Source organism: Caldicellulosiruptoraceae bacterium PP1, from assembly GCA_041320695.1.
In the GTDB taxonomy this organism is placed as follows: domain Bacteria; phylum Bacillota; class Thermoanaerobacteria; order Caldicellulosiruptorales; family Caldicellulosiruptoraceae; genus JBGGOQ01.
On sequence record JBGGOQ010000004.1, the window covers coordinates 118,560 to 140,086 of the forward strand.

General features: G+C 29.2%; 19 protein-coding genes. 12 read left to right on the top strand and 7 right to left on the bottom strand.

The window, feature by feature from the left end:
• Positions 1 to 24: 24 nt before the first annotated feature.
• A complete protein-coding gene (locus ACAG39_07790; GenBank protein ID MEZ0537142.1) occupies positions 25 to 975 on the bottom strand; it encodes a CAP domain-containing protein in 951 nt (316 codons plus the stop codon).
• Positions 976 to 1,084: 109 nt separating this feature from the next.
• On the opposite strand from ACAG39_07790, the gene ACAG39_07795 reads away from it, so the two are divergent.
• The 5 genes from ACAG39_07795 to ACAG39_07815 all read left to right on the top strand — a co-directional run bounded on the left by ACAG39_07795 (position 1,085) and on the right by ACAG39_07815 (position 6,150).
• Positions 1,085 to 1,774, top strand: a complete 690-nt coding sequence (locus ACAG39_07795; GenBank protein ID MEZ0537143.1) for a response regulator — start codon at positions 1,085 to 1,087, stop codon at positions 1,772 to 1,774.
• 29 nt (positions 1,775 to 1,803) lie between these two features.
• Entirely contained in the window at positions 1,804 to 3,489 is a 1,686-nt protein-coding gene (locus tag ACAG39_07800) for an ATP-binding protein (GenBank protein MEZ0537144.1), read from the top strand.
• A 91-nt stretch (positions 3,490 to 3,580) separates the two neighbouring features.
• Positions 3,581 to 4,078 carry a hypothetical protein gene (locus tag ACAG39_07805; GenBank protein ID MEZ0537145.1) on the top strand — a complete coding sequence of 166 codons (498 nt, stop codon included), beginning with the start codon at positions 3,581 to 3,583 and terminating at the stop codon, positions 4,076 to 4,078.
• Positions 4,079 to 4,096: 18 nt separating this feature from the next.
• Positions 4,097 to 5,404 carry a hypothetical protein gene (locus tag ACAG39_07810; protein MEZ0537146.1) on the top strand — a complete coding sequence of 436 codons (1,308 nt, stop codon included), beginning with the start codon at positions 4,097 to 4,099 and terminating at the stop codon, positions 5,402 to 5,404.
• A gap of 14 nt (positions 5,405 to 5,418) precedes the next feature.
• Positions 5,419 to 6,150 carry a hypothetical protein gene (locus tag ACAG39_07815; protein ID MEZ0537147.1) on the top strand — a complete coding sequence of 244 codons (732 nt, stop codon included), beginning with the start codon at positions 5,419 to 5,421 and terminating at the stop codon, positions 6,148 to 6,150.
• Positions 6,151 to 6,152: 2 nt separating this feature from the next.
• Here the strand turns inward: ACAG39_07815 and spoVAE are convergent, their stop codons facing one another.
• The 3 genes from spoVAE to spoVAC are packed head-to-tail and all read right to left on the bottom strand — an operon-like array spanning position 6,153 to position 8,013.
• Positions 6,153 to 6,512 (bottom strand): stage V sporulation protein AE, encoded by a 360-nt coding sequence (gene spoVAE / locus ACAG39_07820; GenBank protein MEZ0537148.1) that lies wholly within the window; start codon positions 6,510 to 6,512, stop codon positions 6,153 to 6,155.
• 22 nt (positions 6,513 to 6,534) lie between these two features.
• The gene (locus ACAG39_07825) at positions 6,535 to 7,548 is read right to left on the bottom strand and encodes a stage V sporulation protein AD (protein MEZ0537149.1); all 1,014 of its coding nucleotides are present in this window, start codon (positions 7,546 to 7,548) and stop codon (positions 6,535 to 6,537) included.
• 12 nt (positions 7,549 to 7,560) lie between these two features.
• A complete protein-coding gene (spoVAC, locus tag ACAG39_07830; GenBank protein ID MEZ0537150.1) occupies positions 7,561 to 8,013 on the bottom strand; it encodes a stage V sporulation protein AC in 453 nt (150 codons plus the stop codon).
• A 208-nt stretch (positions 8,014 to 8,221) separates the two neighbouring features.
• On the opposite strand from spoVAC, the gene ACAG39_07835 reads away from it, so the two are divergent.
• The 5 genes from ACAG39_07835 to ACAG39_07855 are packed head-to-tail and all read left to right on the top strand — an operon-like array spanning position 8,222 to position 11,696.
• Complete coding sequence (locus ACAG39_07835; GenBank protein MEZ0537151.1) at positions 8,222 to 8,431, top strand: DUF1659 domain-containing protein; 210 nt, start codon at positions 8,222 to 8,224, stop codon at positions 8,429 to 8,431.
• Between the two features lie 37 nt (positions 8,432 to 8,468).
• Positions 8,469 to 8,687: a DUF2922 domain-containing protein gene (locus tag ACAG39_07840; protein ID MEZ0537152.1), complete on the top strand. Its 219-nt coding sequence runs from the start codon at positions 8,469 to 8,471 to the stop codon at positions 8,685 to 8,687.
• A gap of 54 nt (positions 8,688 to 8,741) precedes the next feature.
• The gene (locus ACAG39_07845; protein ID MEZ0537153.1) at positions 8,742 to 8,885 is read left to right on the top strand and encodes a YvrJ family protein; all 144 of its coding nucleotides are present in this window, start codon (positions 8,742 to 8,744) and stop codon (positions 8,883 to 8,885) included.
• Positions 8,886 to 8,944: 59 nt separating this feature from the next.
• The gene (locus ACAG39_07850) at positions 8,945 to 9,454 is read left to right on the top strand and encodes a hypothetical protein (protein MEZ0537154.1); all 510 of its coding nucleotides are present in this window, start codon (positions 8,945 to 8,947) and stop codon (positions 9,452 to 9,454) included.
• Between the two features lie 37 nt (positions 9,455 to 9,491).
• The gene (locus ACAG39_07855) at positions 9,492 to 11,696 is read left to right on the top strand and encodes an ATP-dependent RecD-like DNA helicase (GenBank protein MEZ0537155.1); all 2,205 of its coding nucleotides are present in this window, start codon (positions 9,492 to 9,494) and stop codon (positions 11,694 to 11,696) included.
• On the opposite strand, the gene ACAG39_07860 is transcribed toward ACAG39_07855, so the two are convergent.
• Positions 11,644 to 12,186, bottom strand: a complete 543-nt coding sequence (locus tag ACAG39_07860; GenBank protein ID MEZ0537156.1) for a biotin transporter BioY — start codon at positions 12,184 to 12,186, stop codon at positions 11,644 to 11,646. The genes ACAG39_07855 and ACAG39_07860 overlap by 53 nt on opposite strands.
• A gap of 196 nt (positions 12,187 to 12,382) precedes the next feature.
• On the opposite strand from ACAG39_07860, the gene ACAG39_07865 reads away from it, so the two are divergent.
• Positions 12,383 to 15,382, top strand: coding sequence for an EAL domain-containing protein (locus tag ACAG39_07865; GenBank protein ID MEZ0537157.1), 3,000 nt, complete (start codon positions 12,383 to 12,385; stop codon positions 15,380 to 15,382).
• Between the two features lie 33 nt (positions 15,383 to 15,415).
• Here ACAG39_07865 and ACAG39_07870 read toward each other — a convergent pair whose 3' ends face one another.
• Positions 15,416 to 17,527 (bottom strand): methyl-accepting chemotaxis protein, encoded by a 2,112-nt coding sequence (locus ACAG39_07870; protein MEZ0537158.1) that lies wholly within the window; start codon positions 17,525 to 17,527, stop codon positions 15,416 to 15,418.
• A 130-nt stretch (positions 17,528 to 17,657) separates the two neighbouring features.
• Entirely contained in the window at positions 17,658 to 20,105 is a 2,448-nt protein-coding gene (locus tag ACAG39_07875; GenBank protein ID MEZ0537159.1) for a transglycosylase domain-containing protein, read from the bottom strand.
• 240 nt (positions 20,106 to 20,345) lie between these two features.
• Between ACAG39_07875 and hydE the strand changes: the two genes are divergently transcribed.
• Positions 20,346 to 21,386: a [FeFe] hydrogenase H-cluster radical SAM maturase HydE gene (gene hydE / locus ACAG39_07880; protein MEZ0537160.1), complete on the top strand. Its 1,041-nt coding sequence runs from the start codon at positions 20,346 to 20,348 to the stop codon at positions 21,384 to 21,386.
• Positions 21,387 to 21,527: the final 141 nt, after the last annotated feature.

The window sequence follows — 21,527 nt, forward strand, 5'->3', positions numbered from 1 at the left end:
AGGGTTATTTGCCCTCAACTTTTTTTACCTTATAAAATTCTGAGTATAATATATATCCAAATCATTAGATCTAATTCTAACACCAACACCTATATAGTCAAAATTTCCTTCTATGTTGTGCCTATGCCCAGGGGAATTAAACAAAAGATGATTAGCAAATATTGGCAGCATTTTGTTGCCATATGCAATATTTTCACCAGCAGACATAAATTTAATTCCTGCATTTGTCATCCTATCAAAAGGTGAAAGACCATCTAAATCTGTATGCGAAAAAAAGTTTAATTTAGACATATTTATTGAATGATTTAAAGCAACAGAGGCAAGTTTTTCAGAATACATTAGAGGCTTTAACTTAAGTGAAGCTCTTAATGAATTTAGATGATAGAAATTTATTTTTGCGAAAGACTCCTGAACCTTTTCAAAATCATTTATATATTTATCATTAATTAAATAAGAATTCCAAAGAGTTTTATCAACAATAAGTATTCCATTAACATAACTTGGATTTTTCAAAAGGTCATAGAAGACAAATATATAATAAAAGTTCATATCAATACAATCATAGTCCTTGCCTAAGTTAGAATCTGAAAAAGTATAAGTTATATAATTTTTATCAATTATATACTTATTGATAATCTTATTTTTAAAAATATTTTTAATTAAACTTGCTTTAGAACCAACAGTAACATTTTTTACACCAACAAAGTTTTTAGATGTAGTATACAAAAATACTAACTTTTTATTAGAGAATGAGGCAATATAAAAGTCTGAAGGATTTTCATAAACATAAAAATCACCAAAAAAAAGGGAGGGTAAAACCATATATGTATTTTTAAAATCTTTAATGAAGGTATCTTGTTTTTCATAGATATATGCACTTTTTTTGCTATTATTTTCTTTTGTTGTTATACTTGCAAAAGAGGTATAATTAATAGTTAAGAATAACATTAAAAATATAGCAAATAATTTTTTCAATTTCATGTACTCCTCTCAAAATGATGTTATTTAATTTAATTGTATAATATTTATTAATAATATAAAATAGAAAATATATGACAATATTAATAAAAAAGTAGGTGAAAAGATGAGCAAAGGGCATATACTTGTAGTTGATGATGAAAAGCCAATTGTTGATATTATAAAGTTTAATCTTGAAAGAGAAGGATACAAGGTTTCATCAGCTCATGATGGAGAAGAGGCTTTTAATAAAATAAAATCAGAAAATTTTGACCTTGTTCTTTTGGATGTTATGCTTCCCAAAATGGACGGATTCACAATTGTTCGAAAGGTAAGGGAATTTTCAGAGGTTCCAATAATTATGATAACTGCAAGGGCAGAAGAAGTTGATAAGGTTTTGGGGCTTGAACTTGGGGCAGATGATTATATTACAAAGCCTTTTGGAGTAAGAGAACTTATTGCACGAATTAGGGCTAACTTAAGAAGAATAACAACACAAGGTAGCTCAGAAAAAATAATGCGTGCTGGAGAACTTACATTAAATCCAGAAACATTTGAAGTTAAAAAAGGAGAGAAAATAATTGAATTAACTGTAAGAGAATATGAGCTTTTAAAATTTTTAATGCAACAAAGAGGGCAGGTATTTACAAGAGAAAATCTTTTAGAAAAGGTATGGGATTATGAATATTTTGGTGACGTCAGGACTGTTGATGTAACTGTTCGAAGGCTTAGAGAAAAGATAGAAGATAATCCTTCTGAACCTAAATATATCTTGACAAAAAGAGGAATAGGATATTACTTTACAACAGAACTATGATAGTATCCTTAAAAGGGAGTAATGATTTTATGACAAAAAGTATAGAAAGCAGGCTTATAATTGTTTTTGCACTGCTTGTTTTAGTTGTAATGTTTGTTTCAGACTTTTTTATAATTGACAGGGTAAGAAATTATTATTTTGATGAGCTTAAAAAAAGAATAGAATATAATATCACATCATCCATTGTTAAGGTTCTTCAAAATAGGAATTTATCAAGTGATAAAATACAAGAGATAGCAGATAACACAATAAAAGAAAGCCCTTATGGATTTAATGTTGATAAGCTTATAATAACAGATGTTCAAGGTAAGGTTGTAGCATCTTTTCCAAGGATGGATACAACCTATTTTCCATCCGACTATATACTAAATGCACTATCCGGTATTAGAACATCAGTTGTAGATACATCAAAACAAAAGCTTATTTTATGCTATCCTGTATCTGATGATGATGGAATATTTAGAACCCTTTATATAGAAATGTCTACACAAAATGTATCAAAGACAATAGAGGATATAAAGAATATATTAATAACAGCACATATTATAACTTTATTTGTTGCTATGATTTTAGGTTTTCTTTTTGCAAGAACACTTTCAACTCCAATAAAATTGCTTACAAAAAAGGCAATTCAGATTTCAAAAGGTGATTTTGAACAAAACATTAATGTTTTATCAGAGGATGAAATTGGAAAGCTTGCCATAGCATTTAATGAAATGACAAAAAACCTCAAAGAAAACATATTGAGCCTTAGAACAGAAAAAGAAAAAATGGAAAAGATACTTGAGAATATGAATGACGGTCTTATAGCGATAGGATCTAAAGGTGATATTGTACATATAAATAAAACAGCGAGAATATATATTGAAAAGCCTTTAGATGAATTTATAGATATGTTAAAAAGCAATCAAGATAATATTGTTGAAATAAATAATAAGATTCTTGATGTAAATTATACACCATTTGTTGACTCAGAAGGCAAAGAAGGGAAGATTTACATCCTTCATGATATCACAGAACAATTCAATTTAGATAAGATGAGAAAAGAGTTTGTTGCTAATGTTTCACATGAGTTAAGAACACCTATTACTACAATAAAAAGCTATTCAGAGACATTATTATCGGTAGATGATAATGAGATAAAAAATCAATTTTTAGGTGTTGTTATAAACGAATGTGATAGAATGACAAGACTGGTATCAGATCTTTTGTACCTTTCGAAAATTGATGCTGGTGAAAATATGTTTAAGTTTGAAGATGTATCATTGAAAGATATAGTTTTATCTGTATGTGATAAGCTAAGGCTTCATGCACAAAAGAAAAATCAAGAAATAATTTCAAATGATATTATTGATATTGTATGTAATGTAGACAGAGATAAAATTGAACAAGTTGTTACAAATATTGTTTCAAATGCTATAAAGTATATTCAAGAAGGTGGAAGAATAGAGGTAAGTATAAAGGATGAAGGTGAACTTGCGTGCGTTATTGTAAAAGATAATGGTCCTGGGATACCGCAAGATGACCTTCCAAAGATATTTGATAGATTTTACAGGGTTGATAAAGCTCGTTCAAGAGAGCTTGGTGGTTCAGGGCTTGGTCTTTCTATAGCTTATGAGATTGTAAAAAAACATAATGGTAATATTAAAGTAGAGAGTTCAATAGGAGAAGGCACAACCTTTTATATTTGTTTGCCGACAAAAAAGCAAATGTAAATATTATTTAATTACTTTGTAACATTGTCGTAATATTAAAAAGTTATAATTAAGGTAGGCATTATATAAGTTTAAATGAGGTTGTGCAGATATGAAAAGATTATCATTTTTACTATTTATAATAATTTTATTAACAACTGTAGTAACTTATGCTTCAAATGATAAGTCAGAAAATAGAGTAAAATATCTTAATAGTGTTAAAATAGATAATCAAGAAATTAAGAGTAATTCAAATGATTTGTTTGATATAACTTCTGACATTGTTTACTCTACTGATACACAACAAATTTTAATCTCTGGCAAATCTATTGAAGGTTGTGAAATATCAATTTACAACAATGAAAAACCAAAAGGGTTTACAACTAATGATTTATCTGAAAAATTGATAGTTGGCAATAGTAATCTATTTGCAAAAACAATTGAACTTAATAAAGGAGATAATTTTATTTTAATAGTTGGCAAGATAGATAATAAAGTTCAAATAGTTATATTTAAGACTAAATTAATAGAAAAGAGCAAACAGAGTGATTTAAAAAAAGCTATGGGTAAGATTATTGATAATATATTAAACATTTTCAATAATAAATAATTTTAGAGGGTTTTAATTATGAGAAAGTCTATAATTGAGAATATAAAATCAATAGTGCTGGGTATCTTAATTATACTCAGCATTTATTTATATATGATAGTTTTTTTTCAAAATCCAATAGAGAGTTATTTTGGGTTTATTTCGACATCATTTTTAAACCAAGATGATAATAAAAATTTAACAGATATATCAATAATTACTACTATAAATCCTAGAAAGGTAATTTATATAGAAAATAAGTCACTTTTGAAGGTTGTTTTTTCAAATGATGATTTATATAAAAGTATTATAAATGGTTTTATTGATGAAATAAAAAGAAATATACTTACTAATAACTATAAAATTGATGATTATTATGCTGACTTTAAAAAAGACGATGCACAAAAATATATTAATTTTGAATATTCATATTTCTTAAACATTCATTTGTTCAGTCAAACATTATTTAATAAGGATATATTTAAAAATATGATGCCATTTTTCTTTGATAAGGTTTACATATACAAGTCGGATGGCAGTTTAAAAATTTGTTTTATGAATTCAACAATACAAAAGGCAGTAGTTATTTCTATAAATGATGGTGCAAGCTGGATTGCTGACATTATGGATAAGATTGATAGTCAAAACTCTAATATATTTTCATACGCATCAAGCTTAGGTTGGAGCGATTTAGCTCCAGAAGATGCTTTAATACCAATAAAGCTTAGCAATCTTAGGCTATATGAAGTAAAGGTAAAGGCAAGTGAAAGTAAGAAAAATATATTAATAAAAAGACTTTTTGGAGACACACTCTTTACAAGAACTTCAATAGATAGCTCTGGAAACTCTATAATTACAGACGAAAGAAAAGAACTTGTATTAAAAAGGGATGGAAGTTATCAATTTACAATATTAGATAAACTACCAGAAAACAAGATGGACATAAGGAAAGCAATTTTATTTTATCTTGCAAATTTTTATTTTGGCGATGAAGTTTATATAAATAGCATTTATCAATTTAATAACGAAACAGAGATAATCATGAATCTAAAAATTGATGGTATTGATGCTGAGGTGTTCAGTAATAAAGAATTTGTAAGGATTGTTCTTAATGATGGATATCTAACAAAGATTGAAGGGATTTTATTGGATATTGAAAAGGGTAGAAGAACATATATTGATATTGATGGAGTATCAGCCATTGACAAACTAAAAGAAACTAATGGGAACATTTATATGCACAGAATTGATTTAAAATATATTCTATCAAATAATTTAAACAGCTATCCTTTATGGGAGATAAAAACTAAAAATGGGGTTATATATATAGATGCTATAAATAATTAAAGGGCTGATGAATTATGAATTGGTCAAAGGTAAAAACAATTGCTATTATTGCATTTTTGATAATTAACATTTACTTGGTATTTAGGCTTTACAGCCAAATACCAATGACATCCATAATACCAGATACACAAATTAAAAAAGCTATTGCAATTTTAAATAAAAATGGAATTGCTATAAAATGTAAAATTCCAAATGAAATATATTCTGTATCAAAACTCAATGTTATGGTTGAAAGTAGTTTTCAAGACATTATAAAAAAGCTTTTTGGTAATAGAATTGATAAATACAAAAATGAATATCAAAGTAGTTTGTATTATATAAAAATTGAAAACGGAGTTTTGCATTTGACCTCAACCTATGACATAAATCCTTTTGAACTATTAGAAATTAACCAAAATAACTACTACAAAGATCCAATTTTAAACCAGTATATTCAGATATATAAAGGTATATTTCTGTTTGATGGGAAAATGATAGTATCCAAAAAAGATAATGGGGTCCAAATAACATTTTCAAAGATAAAGCCTTTGACTTTTGAATTAGATAAAAAAAGAACAATTTCATCCACAGAGGCAATATTTAACTTATTAAATCAATCTAAAAATATCAAAACAATTCAAGATATTAAGTTTGGTTATTATCAAAAGGATTTAAATATAATAAAAGGGGAGGCATTACCTGTTTGGAGAATTATTGCTGATAATCAGGTATTCTATATAAATGCCTTCAGTGGTTGGTTAGAATAAAATCATTTTGACTTGGGATTGAAGATTAAAGAGATAACATATCCAAAAAACACAGCAGCCGCAATTCCCCCAGCTGTTTTTGTAACACCACCCGTAAAAATACCCACAAATCCATGTTTATCTACTTCTTCAATAACTCCCTTTGCTAATAGATATCCAAAACCAGGTAAAGGGACTGTCGCACCAGCTTTGCCAATATCAACAAGCTTTTGGTATATTCCAAAAGCTTGAAGTATTGCTCCCATTGTCACAAATATAACAAGTATTCTACCTGAAGAAAGCTTGGTTCTATCAATAAGTATTTGTGCTATTACGCAAATTAATCCACCTACTATAAAAGCATTTATAAAGCCTTTAAACAAAATCATCACCTCTTTTGCAAAATCAATCAATCTCAACAGAAATGGCATGAGAGATAACAGGTATGCTTTCACCAAGCTGGACAGTTGTAGGAGAGAGCAATGCACCTGTTGGCGCTATTAGTATTCTTTTAAATGTCCCTTCTATCATCAGTTTGTAAATATACCCTCCAAATACACAAGCAGATGCAGCACAACCACTTCCACCTGCGTGCGTATCTTGTTTTATAGGGTCAAATATAAGTATTCCACAATCAAGTAGGTTTTCTGCATTTTTTATTTCCTTTTCTTTTAGTAATTCAATCAAAAGATCCCTACCAACATATCCAAGATCACCTGTTAACACAAGATCATAATAGTTTAAATCTCGTTTCATATCGCTTAAATGTTGAGAAATAGTAAATGCAGCAGCAGGAGCCATAGCTGCTCCCATGTTGTTTGCGTCCTTAATTCCAAAGTCCATTATTTTTCCAACAGTATATGAGGTTATTTTTGGCTTTTTTGAGCCATCATTTGGTTTAAGCAAAAAAGCAGCAGCACCAGTAACTGTCCATTGAGATGTAAGGGTCCTTTGATTTCCAAACTCAAGTGGATATCTAAATTGCTTTTCAGCTGAACAAAAGTGTGATGATGTTGCTGATATTGCATATCTTATTGATGATGATTCAACAAACATAGCAACTAAACCTGTTGATAAAGCAAATGTAGAACAAGCACCATACACTCCAATAAAGGGATTATCTAAATCACGAAATGCAAAATGGCTTGCCGTAAGCTGATTTAAAAGGTCTCCTCCAACTATTATTTCAATCTCCTCTTTTGCTATTTGAATCTTTTTAATTAGCTCATCTATTGCAAGCGATAATAATTTGCTCTCTGCTAATTCCCAACTCTTTGCCCCTACGTATTCATCTACTATAATCTTGTCGAAAAAAATCCCTAAAGGTCCTTCTCCTTCTTTCTTGCCTACAATTGTAAAGCAATCTTCCATTACAGGAGGGCTTTCAAATACAAAAGTATTTAAACCTACCTTTTTCAAGTTGCCTTCACCTCATGCTTTAAGTTTTATCAAAAAATAAATAAGTCCTATGATTATTGAACTTGTAATTCCATAAACTAGAACAGGCCCAGCAATCAGAAACATCTTTGCACCAACACCAAATATATATCCCTCTTTCTTAAACTCAACAGCAGGCGAAACAATTGAGTTTGCAAAACCAGTTATTGGAACAATACTACCGGCACCTGCAAATTTGCCAATTCTATCATATACACCAATCCCTGTTAAGAAGGCACCCCAAAAAATCATAGTTATTGATGTGAGAGTTGATGCCTCTGATTCTGAAAAAAACTTTAAATAAAGATTGAAAAAGCCTTGCCCAATGCAGCAAATAATTCCACCTACAATGAAAGCCTTTGTACAATTGAGCAAAGTATTACTTCTTGGCTCATGCCTTTTCACCAATTCATGGTATCTTGCAATTTCCTCATTTTTTTCTTTCATACATACCCCTTCTTATTGATTTTGATATCCCTTACTAAAAGTATTATTAAAAAAAATATTTTTTTTATTCAATAAAACAGCAATTTGATTTAAAATAACTGCTATTTCTTTAATAAAAGAAGATCATATTATACAAACATATATTTGCTATATTTTTGTTTATTGTTCTATATGCCATTAAAATATTTATTGAAAGGAGGTGAGGCAAATGGCATCAGTATTAAAAGGTGGAGAACTTATTATAAAGCTTGAAAACGGGTTGACATCAACAGGAAGGGCAAGAGTGAGAACATTGTCTTTTGATATTAAACCAAATAGCACTGATGAGGACATACTTGCAATAGGTTCGGCATTATCAAATCTTCAATCAAAAAACCTAATTGGCATTTATAAAACACAAACATATGAGGTTAACTAATTAATGACCTATTATAAAATGAGAGGAGGTGAAAAAATTGAAAACATTAGTGCTTACATTTAGAACACAAAATGGGAAAAGTTTTAGAATATCAATCCCTGAACCTAAAGAAAACATAACACAAAATGAGATTAATCAAGCTATGACATTGATAATCCAAAAAAACATATTTGCATCTTCAAATGGGGATATTGTTGCAATTGATAATGCTAGGATTGTTGACAGAAATGTATCTGAGCTGTTGACAGCAAATTAATTTTAAGCTCCCGGTATTGTGCCGGGAGCTAACTTTAAAAAAGGATGGATGAATATGCAAGATTTAATAACATCAGTTGCTAATATTGGTTTTCCAATTGTTCTGTGTATATATCTTTTGACTCGATTTGAAACAAAGATAGAGGCTTTAAGCCAGAGTATTGATAGACTATCAGAAATGATAAAAGAAAAATTATAGCATTGACATACGAAAATTTGTTCGATAAAATAATATAAAAAGGATAAAAGGTGGTAACAATGAAAATACCTGTAGATATTGTTTATTTTGTACCTAAATACACCCAAGAAGGAGATTGCACAGAGGTCTTTTTTTTATCAGGTGAGAAAAAGATATATAAGTGCAGTATAAAAACATTTATAAAGAATCTTTATTCTATATATGCAATAGATGTTGTAGCCTTAAGGAAAATAATGCAATCCAAAATTGGTCAAAAAAACTTATTACCTATTGTTTTGCCTGATGCAACATTTATTCCATATAAAGTTAGAATCCCATTACTTAAATGTGATCCAACTTCAGGATATGTAAATCTATCACAAGTCTATAAAATAAATTCTGATGAAGAAGGATTTAAAATATTATTAAAATGTGGTTGTGAAATTAAATCAATTGGAACTGAAAGGTATTTTAGAAAAAGGCTTCTGGTTGGGACTATTTTGACGGACTATTTTCAAGGTATATGGCAAAAAGGTATTTGCACTGTTAAAGAAGAAAGTGAACTTGAGAACTTGTTTAAATTAATGTAATATATAATATATCAAATGAGAATAAGTAGGGTTTATAATGCAGAATATAAAAGGAATGGTAAGCGACATTATATATAAAAATAATGATAATGGCTATACAGTATTTGAAGTTATATGTGATGAAGATGTTTATACTGCTGTTGGAACAGTATTTGACTTAAATATTGGTGAAAAGATCAGCATCTACGGTGATTTTTTTGTTCACCCACAGTATGGGCATCAATTAAAAGTTTCATATATTGAAAAGCTTCTTCCTGAGAGCAGGGATGAGCTTTTTTTGTATTTATCATCAGGTGCAATTAAAGGAATAGGCAAGAAGTTGGCCAAAAAGGTAATAAATACATTTGGAGATGATACATTAAGAATACTTCAAGAAGAACCAGAAAGACTATTAGAGATAAAAGGCATTACAAAAGCAAAGGTTGAAAATATAAAAAGAATGTATGCATTTCAGAAATTCTTAAAAGAGATAATGGAGACATTTTCAAGATATGGGCTTAATCAAAACTATGCTATGAGGCTTTTTAAGATATATGGATTTTCTGCAATAGGCTTATTAAATGATAATCCTTATTTTTTACTTGATGTTTTTAATGACTTAGATTTTAAAAAGGTTGATAAGATTGCTATTGATAAAGGAATTGAGAAGAATGACCCAAGAAGGATATCAGCAAAAATTCTATATATATTAAACCAAGCTGCTAATATAGAAGGCCATACAAATTTAGTTTTGGATAACTTACTAAGCATTGTTTCAAGAGACCTTGATGTAGATGAAGAAGAAATTAAATTAGTGATTGAAAATATGCAGGAAAATAAAAGGGTTAAAAAGGTCTTAATTGAAGGATCAAGTAGGATTTACCTTTATAATTTTTTTGAATATGAAAATTATATTGCAAAAAAACTTTTAAGACTTAAAGAAAATTTCAGCCAAATAAACGATATACAAAAGAATATTTTAGAGTTTGAAAAGGATAATAATATCTATTTTTCAAGCAACCAGAAAAAGGCAATAGAAATGGCTTTAAATGAAGGTGTTTGTGTTATAACAGGAGGTCCTGGTACTGGAAAAACAACAATTATTAAGTGTATTATTGAAATATTAGAAAAAAACAATAAGACGGTCTTTTTATGTGCTCCAACTGGACGAGCAGCAAAAAGGATGAGTATGCAAAGCAACAAAGAGGCAAAAACCATCCATAGACTTCTTGAAATGGTTGTTTCAGATTCAAATGTTGCTTTTGGAAGAGGGCCATATAATCCATTGCAATGTGATGTAGTTATTATTGATGAGATAAGTATGGCAGATGTTTCTATTATGTACTTTTTACTTTTGGCACTCAAAGACAATGCTAAGGTTATAATGGTAGGAGATGCAGATCAACTTCCACCAGTAGGGGCAGGAAATGTCTTAAAAGATCTAATTAAAAGTGGTGTTATACCATATGTAAAGCTTACTGAGATATATAGACAAAGCGAAAAAAGCCTCATTGTATTAAATGCACACAAGATAAATAATGGAGAAATGCCAGTTTTAAAGCCAAATAGTGATTTTTATTTTCTTGAGAGAAATACTGAGAAAGAGATTACAGAAACAATTATAGAACTTGTTTGTCAGAGGCTACCTAAATATCTTAATGCAAATCCTGTTGTAGATATCCAAGTATTGTGCCCATCAAGAAAGGGCTTAGCTGGTATGCATCATTTAAATAAGCTTTTACAAGAAAGATTAAATCCTAAAACAAATAAAACAAAAGAGGTAGTTTTTAAAGAAAATGTATTTAGGCTAAATGATAAGGTAATGCAGATTAAAAATAATTATTCTATTGAGTATACAGCAATTACAAACAATGACCTAAACAAAAATGGAAGTGGTATATTCAATGGTGACATTGGTTTTATTAATGAGATTAATAAGGATGAAGGATATATGAAAATTATTTTTGATGATGAAAAGGTTGTGGAGTATGACCTATCACTCCTTGATGATTTGGAACTATCATATTCAATGACAGTTCACAAATCACAGGGGAGTGAATTTAGATGTATAGTAATGCCAATATACAAAACATATCCAATTCTTATGACAAGAAACCTTTTATATACAGCAGTTACAAGGGCAAAAGAAATGGTTGTATTGGTTGGAACAAAATTAGCCTTAAAATATATGATAAATAATCAAAAAGAGGCTATGCGTTATTCAGGACTTTACGAACTTTTAAGGCTTGGTGAACAAATATAACCAAGCCTATTTTTATTAAATCAAAAATTATAAAAGGAGCAACTCCAACCATAAATGCCTTTTTTAAGCTCATATGTGCGGCATAAGAAAGATATAAAAATCCATCAATATAAATTAACAAAAGCCCTAAAATCATTGGTATAGCTAAATTTATTATTGCATTTTTAAAATAATTTTTGTGAATTAGATAGCTTGATAAAAAAGCTGCTATTGGGAATGTTAAAATGTATCCACCAGTTGCACCAAAAACAACAGATGCTCCACCTTTTAGCCCTGCAAAAACAGGAACACCAAATAGGCCTAATAAAACATAGCCCAAAAGGCTTAAAAATGCATATACGGGAGGAAGGATGCTGGCTGTTAAAAAGATAGCAAATATCTGTAAAGTAAAAGGCACAGCTCCAAATGGTATAGATATTTGAGCACATATGGCTGTAACAGCAATCATCAACCCAGATAATACAATTTTAAAAGTTTTACTATTAACCATAGAAAATTACCTCCTATTGTAAACTTAATAATATTATATAGGTTTACAAATTAAAAATCAAATTTTTTATTAAGATAATTCAAATATGATGAAGTATAAACAAAAATAATTACAAATATTAAACGAATTTCTACAATTTACGACAAAATAAAAAGATGATAAAATAAAATTATTAAATATTTGCAGAGAGGTCCTTATGGGTTTAATAAAGAAAATTAGTTCGTTTATTCTTTTGTTATATATAATTTCCATTTTTAGTTTTTCTTTCGCCAGACATAGAGAAATAAAATATCAAGAGGCAATAAATTATCCACCACTGAAATATGTTGTTGATGGGAAGATTTATGGTTTTTCAAATGATCTTTCAATGCTTATTTTTGAAAATGATGTATTTAATGTTAAATATTCTTATGATAACTGGACACGAGTTTACAAAAGAATTAAAAATGGAGAGATAGATATTTGCGGAATTATAGCTGAAACTAATGAGAGAAAAAAATACATTGATTTCTCACAACCTGTTTATAAGGCACATGTTGGGATATTTACAAGAAAAGATTTCATGGATAATGTAAATAAAAATAATCTTTATAAATATAAAGTTGGTGTTTTAAAAGATTCGTTTATTGAAGAGTATTTAAAGAATAAACTTAGTATTTATGCATTAAAAGAATATGATGACTCTGAAGAAGTTGTAGATGCACTTATTAGCAATAAAGTTGATGCAATAGTCGAAGCTCAAGAAGTGGTTAATTATTTTTCTGCTCAAAATAACCTTTCAGATAAAATAAAACTACAGCAAGGCAATCTTTTTTCATCTAATTTTGCATATGGAATTAGAAAAGGAGATACTGAACTTTTAAATTATGTAAATGGTAGGATAGATTTTTTAAAGGATAAGGGGTTATATGAAACAATTTATCAGAAATATTTCTATGAAAACTCACCATATTATGTTAATAATTTATTAAAAAAAATATTAATAATTTCATTTTTTATTGTTATTTTTACTTTGCTTTTGATAGTTTTATTGCGTTTTGATATAAATGTGCTTAGAAAAAAACTTTCGGTTGAACAAGGTTTTTTACAAGCAATATTTGAAAATTCTAATGTTTTAATAATTATTCTTGATAAAGACGGTTTAATTTTGTCATTTAATAAATTTGCAGAATTTATAACGGGTTATTCAAAGGAACAGGTAGTAGGAAAAAAATGGATAGACATTTTTATACCAGATGAAAACAAGAATTATATGAATAATTTCTTTAGAAATGTATTTTCTTTTAATGTATACAACAATCATGAGAATGATATTATTGAAAAAAATGGAAGAAGAATAAGCATATTATGGAATAATAAGGTTATATTTGACCCAGTACTAAATAAAGATGTATTAGTTGCAATTGGTATTGATATATCTGCATTAAAAGAATCACAAATGCAGCTCGAAGAAATAAATTCTGAACTTGAAGAAAAGCTTAAAACAATAGAAGAACAGACAAAGCTTATTAAAAATAGTGAAGAAAGATATAAATTTATAGTGGAAAATATGAATGATGGACTATTTGAGATTGACCTTATTAACAATAAACTATCATCTTTTGTTAAATTAGATGATGAAAAAATAGAATACTTAAGTAATCAAAATGATGATGTTAAATTTTGGACTCATTATGTTATCCACGAAGATATTGAAAAGGTAAACAAGAAATTTAATGACTTGGTTAACAATGTAATTGACTATTGTGAAGACGAAGTTCGCTTTAATGCTGATAACCAAATAAGATGGCTAAACTTTAAGGCTAAGGTAATTAAGGATGTAAACGGTAACAATCAAAAAATTATTGGAATTTATACTGATATTACAAAAAAGAAGGAATATGAAGAAAAGTTAAGAAGGCTTGCTTACTTTGATGTCTTGACATTATTACCAAACAGATTAAGCTTTGAGGAACAATTAGTGGCAGCTTTAGATAACTATAAAGAAGGCATGTTTAGTATAGTATTATTGGTTGATATTGATAACTTTAAAAATATAAATGATGTATATGGACACTCTATAGGTGATAGGTTTTTAATATTTGCAAGTCAGAAGCTGCTTAAAATAGTAAATAGCTTTAATGGATTTGTTGCAAGGTTTAGTGGTGACGAATTTGCTGTATTAATTAATGATATAAAATCAAAAGATGAAATTCATAATATATGTGACAGCATCTTAAAAGAGATGAATACAACATGGACTATTGATGATATAAGTATATTTACATCTGTGAGTATTGGCGTATGTATTATACCAGATGATGGGAACTCACATCAAGAGATTTTAAGGAATGTTGATATTGCAATGCATTATGCCAAAGAAAAAGGTAGACAACACTATCAAATTTATATGCCATATATGATGACAAATAGCCTTTATAAAATAGATCTTGAAAAAAGGCTACGTCTTGCAATCGAAAATGATGAATTTGAGATGTTTTATCAACCCATTGTTGATATAAAGACACTCAATATATCAGGTGTTGAAGCTTTAGTTAGGTGGATAAATCCTGATAGAGGGATTATTGCACCAAGTGAATTTATTCCTATTGCCGAAGAAACAGGTTTAATTATTTACATTGGTGAGACCATAATAAAAAAATCACTTAAGCAACTAAGTATTTGGAATCAAAAAGGAATAAATAATATAAAATTATCTGTAAATATATCTGCAAAACAATTTATGCAAAAAGACTTGATAACAAAGATTATAGATAATATAAGTTCAAGTAATATAAGATTTGAAGATTTTGAGATTGAAATTACAGAATCAATAGCAATGGGAGATATTGAATACTCATCAAAAATGATAAAAACTCTTTTCGAAAAAGGGATAAGTATTGCTATTGATGACTTTGGGACAGGTTATTCATCTTTAAACTACATAAATAAGCTTAACATAAATAGAATAAAGATAGATAGATCATTTACATCAGGGCTTGAATATGATAAAGAAAGCAGAACAATTGTTGAAGTAATTGTTTATCTTGCTCATAAGTTAGGACTTAAAGTAGTTTCAGAAGGAATAGAAAGCCGATTCCAGTATAACTTTTTAAAAGAGCTAAACTGTGATTATGGACAAGGCTATTTATTTAGCAAACCTCTTCCTGCTAATGAAATTGAAAAACTGCTCTTGAAAGGCAAGATAGAAATATAAAAATAATAAAGGTGAGGCCTAAAACCTCACCTTTTATACTTTGAATATCTCCATAGATTTTTCAAGATCTTGTGCTAATGCATGAAGCTTTTCAGCCATAGAATTTAATTCCTCAATAGCTGCAAGCTGTTCTTGTGTTGAAGCAGATACCTCTTCTGATGATGCTGCAGTTTCTTCTGAAATAGCTGAAATACTTTCTATACTATATATTATTTCATTCTTATCATTATCAATTTCTTGTATTGAATTATTTATATCAGCTATCTTTAATGTAAGAGCATTCATTGCACTTGATATTTTATTAAATGCTTTTGAAACATCTTGCACTGATGTAATTTGCTCTTTGATGATTGTATCAACATTTGTTGCAGCAACCTCAGTATTTTGAACTTGTGTTGTTATTTTTCTAAGCATATCTTCTATATCTTTAGTTGAATTTCTCGACTGATCGGCAAGCTTTCGTATCTCTGCGGCAACTACAGAGAATCCTCTTCCCGCATCTCCAGCTTTTGCAGCCTCAATTGATGCATTTAAAGCAAGAAGTTTTGTTTGTTCTGATATATTGCTAAGCAGTGTAGTAATTTTACCAATTGATTTTGTGTATGTTGTAAGATCTTTTATGCTTGAAAGCATAACCGAAGTAACTTTATTAGTTTCTTCAGACTTTTTATTTAGGTCATCAACAAGAACAAAACCGTTTTTGGTATATTTATCAACATTTTCAGAAAGCTTTTCCATATCAGTTGAAGCTTTTACAACATTATTAATTTTATTACCAAAGTTAGAAACCCTTTCGGTTATTTTGTTAGCTTCTTGAGCTTGATTAGAAGATCCTTCAGCAATTTCTTGTATTGCTCTTGCAACTTCATTTGATGCAGTTGATGTTTCACTCGCAATTGCAGCAACATTAGCAATTGCTTGTGTTACTTGATTTGATAAATCCACACCTTTTTTAATAATTGTTCTTATCTGTTCAGCCATGGTATTAAAGCTGTTACTTAAGACACCTATCTCATCATTTCTTTTTACATTTGAGGTCACAGTTAAATCTCCACTTGCAGCATGAGATAAGACTTCTGTTGCCTTTTCTACATCAAATGCTAATTTTGAAGCAAAATAAATACCAATAATTAATGCTGTTAATGTAAATATAACTGCTATTAAAATAATCAATGTTCGTAAACCATTAGCTGATGACAATAAATCTGTAAATGGGACAACACCTACATATGTCCATTTTGTACCTGGGGATTTAAAATAACATATTAGTGCAGAATTTTTACCTCCAATGTATTCTGTAGTTCCATCAAGTTTACCTTCACTTATTTTATTAGTAACTGCACTTACATAAGGTGAATTTATATCAAGCTTCACATTTATATTGTCAGGCGAAATAACTTTATTATCAGGAGTTAACAAAAAGAAAAATCCATGTGTAGATAGCTTAATCATTTGTAATGTTTCTTTCAATTTTTGTTCACTAATGTCAAACATAATAACACCAATTGTTGAGTTTATCCTTATATCCTTAAATGGCCTTGCAGCAACTACTGCATATGGCTCAATAGTATAGCCATTTTTTTCAGCAATAGTATCTAAATTCTCTTTATGATCATTAAGCCAAGTAATACCGCCTACAGTTGATTGGATTTTCTTATACCATGTTGACTCGGTTAACTTTTTAAAATCATATATTCCTGTCACAGAAGAAGTAGGATATATTATTGATGTTTCTGGTGTTGTCAATATGTAAATACCTGATATTAAATCTGTTGTAGTCATAACATTTGTTACCATTTTTTCAGCATCTTGCCTTGCCTGAAGTTTATCAAAGTCATCTAAAATAGATGTTTCAGAGTAATATTTCATTAATGTGTTGTTAGACATAAGCTGCATTGTCGAATTTTCGATATTTTTAAAAATCAAATCAAAATACATTCCTGAAGAATGTGTTGTAGATAAATAACTTTCTTTACTTTTACTAATAATTGTATTATATGATGTTGTAACAGATGTAAAACCAATAATTAATATAGGAACTAAAATTACGCCAAGCATAAGTAAAGCTAACTTTCGAGAAAGCCCTTTTTTTGTGAAAGGTGATATAAACAGCTTTACGTCGATATTAGGAATCTTAAATTTCATAAAATAAACCCCACCTTCAAAAAAGTCTAAAAGTATTAATTAAATTATAACTTATCATACTCATATAAACAATAAAAAGATAAAAAAAAGATATTTTTTTGTGTAAAAATATACAAAAATCTAAAAATAATTATCTATATGTGTTATTAGAGGTTGTGTCTTGCTCAATAACAGAAGAATCATAATTTTGGTCCTGCGATTGATTGTTATTAGAGCTTATAGATTGATTGCTTGTATCAGTTTGGTAAGTTTGGTTTGTTGTAGTATTTTCTTGGGTTTGTGTACTTGGTGCAGTATGGATAGTACATGTATTTTTAGGAAGTTGATACATGTAATCATCAGGAGGCACAACTTTGCCTTCCTTATCAGGCCAAATTGGATTGGCTCTTTGAATAAATACCTTAGTAATTGTTTGTGGGCAAAACTCATTTGCCAAAGCCTTACTTTCGGTACAAATCGTGGCTGTAACATGTACATCACAGTATTCTGTAGGTTCTGTTCCAGCAACAAAAATCTCTTTTACAACACGGTTTCCTCTTGGGTCTTTTTTACATAGTTCTGTTGCTAATTTTCCTGAATCTAAACAGATATATTTTTCAACAATTCCAGATGGCTTAGTAAATCCTTCAGTTATAACCCCATCCATTGATTTATCCATAATGCCTTTAAATATCTTTAATGCAGGATTAACACCAGTAAGGTAAGTTAAAGCCCTTGGGTGGTCTTCTCCTACCCAAACACCAAGGGAATATTTTGGTGTAAATCCAACAAACCATCTATCTTTACTATCATCAGTTGTTCCAGTTTTGCCTGCAACAGGATATTTAAATTTATATGAAACAGTAATCCCGGCTTTTACAACGCTACTTAAAATATCAGTGAGAATATAAGCGTTCCTTTCATCCATTACATTACGAGATGTTTTTTTAAGTTCATAAATTGTTACGCCATTTTTATCTTCTATTTTTTCAATAAAATAAGGCTTTGTATATATACCTCTATTAGCAACAGCTGAAAATGCAGCAGTTAATTCAATAGGTTTGACACCGTATGTGAAACCACCTATTGCAATTGATAAACTATGTTGATCAGAATTTGACAAAGTAGTAAAACCAAAACGCTTTAAATTTCTATAAACATTTTCCACTCCTAAGTTATAAGCTATTTTAACTGCAGGAACATTTGCAGACCATTGCAAAGCTTCTCTTACTGTCAAAAAACCTTTGTAGCCTCTTTTGCCTGGTACCACTTTACTCTTGTACCAGTTTTTTGGACTATAGCCTCCAATGGTAAAAGGAACATCATCTATGATAGATGCAGCAGTATAGCCATTTTCAAGTGCAAGTGCATAATCAGCAATAGGCTTTATAGATGACCCTGGTTGTCTTATTGACATTGTTGCCCTGTTAAAAAGCCTAGATCCTTTTATATCTGAACGTCCTCCCATAATACCTACAACAGCTCCTGTTTTAACATCTATCATTACTGCTGCTGCTTGAGGTTGTGATAATCCATTTTTATCAATAAACCTAACAGGAGGCATATATTCTTTTGAACTAAAAACATCTTCCATATTTTGTTGAACTTTTTCATCCATAGCAGTATATATCTTAAGCCCACTACTATATATAAGATCTTCTGCTTCAGATTTTGTAATACCTTTTTTTTCAACTAAAATATTCACTGCCTCATCTATCACAGAGTCAACATAATATTGATGATTATAATTGGAATTTGCTCTATAATCCTTTTGTACAAGTGTTAGCTTATAATCTTTTGCTTCTAAGTATTCTTGTTCATTTATATATCCTAAATCAAGCATTTTTTTAAGAACTATCTCCTGCTTTTCCTTTGCATGATCAAAAAACACATACGGATCGAAGTAAGATGGATTTTGTGTAATACCTGCAATTAACGCACATTCTGCAAGATTAAGTTCAGATACATCTTTACCGAAATAAGTATAAGCGGCTGCTTGAACACCATAGGCAGAATGACCGAGATTTATTGTGTTTAGATATTCTTCGAGAATTTGTTCCTTAGATAGCCTTTTTTCAAGCTGAATAGCAAGGTATTGTTCTTGTATCTTCCTTTTGAAAGATTTCTCAAAAGTAAGAAGCTTATTTCTAACAAGCTGCTGTGTTATTGTGCTTGCACCTTCTGAAAGACTTTTATTCTTTATATTCTTAAAAATAGCACCAAAAATCCTTTTTAAATCTATACCATTATGCTCCCAAAATCGTTCATCTTCTATTGAAACAAAGGCATTTATAAGATTTTTAGGCATCTTCGAATAAGGAACCTTTATCCTGTTTTCTGCTCCATGTAGTTTTGCAACCTCTTTGCCTTCTGAATCATATATAGTTGTTGTTTGATTAAGGAGTGAACTGTCTACAATTTTATCAAGTGCATCATTAGGTATAGCATTTATATAGGCTGTTATAACTCCAAAACCAATACCAGCTAATACTACTATTGAAACAATAAGCAAAATTGCAAGACTTATAAAAAAGCTTCTTGTATATGACTTTAAATTAGAATTATTAGTTTTCATTTTAGTTTTTTTATTTTTTGGCATAATAAAACCTCCACAAAATCAGGTTATCTATAATATTATAACATAAACAAACATATTAAATATTATATTTAGAAACTTATTATTGATTAAGAAATTAATAAAAATATTGCTCAACTTTAATATTAATATTATTCTATTACTTGATGAAACCATTCTCTATTATGTTTTTTTATGATATAATAAATAATACCAACCAAATTGATATGAATACTATTAAAATATTAAAAGGAGAAAATAAATATGCAACTTGAAAATATTTTAAAGAAAGCTTATGAAACTCATAATTTAAATATAGATGAGGTTGTAACTCTTCTAACAACTGATGACCAAAATGTTCATCTTCTCTATCAGTATGCTGATAAAGTAAGAGAAGAATATGTTGGAGATGAGGTTTTTTTAAGAGGACTTATAGAATTTTCAAGCTATTGTAAAAATGACTGCTACTATTGTGGACTTAGAAAATCAAATAGAAATGCACAGAGATATAGAATGTCAAAGGCAGAAATAATAGAAAGAGCAGAGTCAGCATATAATGTTGGTTATAGAACCATAGTATTACAATCAGGTGATGATTTCTACTATAAGGCTGAAGACTTAGCTGATATCATAAAAGGAATAAAAGAAAAATGTGATGTTGCTATAACGCTAAGTATTGGTGAAAGAGAAGAATGGGAGTATAAAATACTTAAAGAAGCTGGTGCTGATAGATACTTAATGAGATTTGAAACATCTAATAAAATACTTTATCAAAAATTACATCCTAATATGAGCTTTGAAAACAGAATAAGTTGTTTAAAAATATTGAAAAAACTTGGATATGAGCTTGGAACAGGATTTTTAGTAGGGCTTCCTGAACAAACAATTGAGGACTTAGCTAATGATATTCTTCTTGTTAAACAACTTGATGCTGATATGATAGGTATTGGTCCATTTATATCAAATCCTGATACTCCACTAAAGGATTTTCCAAATGGTTCCACAGAGCTAACATTAAGATGTATAGCAGTATTGAGGCTTCTGATGCCAGACACAAATATACCGGCAACAACTGCACTTGGAACATTAGACCCACAAGGAAGACAAAAAGCATTAAGATGTGGTGCAAATATTATAATGCCAAATGTAAACAGTATTGAATACAAAGAAAAATATCAACTTTATCCTGGAAAGATATGCATTAATGAAGATGCTTCTCATTGCAGAGGATGTGTCGAAAATATAATTAAATCACAAGGAAGAAGGGTAGGGCAAGGCTACGGCCATAGCCGTCACAAAAAATGAAATGAACTAATATTCGCATATTGTGAGGGTGTCACAAGAGAGAATTGTCACCCTCATATTTTTTTGTTTTCACATTTAACTATTTGGTATATTATAAGCTGAAAGAAAAATATAATATGTAATTAGTAAGCTCTTTTTGTT